We start from the raw sequence: 215 nt of genomic DNA, 5'->3' as shown, positions 1-215 counted from the left end.
TGGAGATAAAGAGGCTCGAACTCTTGACCCCCTGCGTGCAAGGCAGGTGCTCTCCCAGCTGAGCTATACCCCCATATTAAAATAAGAGACATTTGGCCTTGCGGCACGGGTTAATATTAACTCGCCCATTGCCATGGGCTATATTACCCACCAAATGTCATTTAGACATTTGGTCTCTCAAAATTAAACAGATATATTAAAGTTAATCCAGCTAG

1 tRNA gene is annotated in these 215 nt (G+C 43.7%); it reads right to left on the bottom strand.

What is annotated here, in order from left to right:
- Positions 1 to 73, bottom strand: a tRNA-Ala gene (locus ACJDUH_RS19705).
- Between the last annotated feature and the right edge of the window lie 142 nt (positions 74 to 215).

Origin of the sequence: Candidatus Clostridium radicumherbarum, from assembly GCF_045310525.1 — a bacterium.
Taxonomy (GTDB): Bacteria; Bacillota; Clostridia; order Clostridiales; family Clostridiaceae; genus Clostridium_AT; species Clostridium_AT radicumherbarum.
This window is presented reverse-complemented; position numbering and strand designations above follow the sequence as displayed.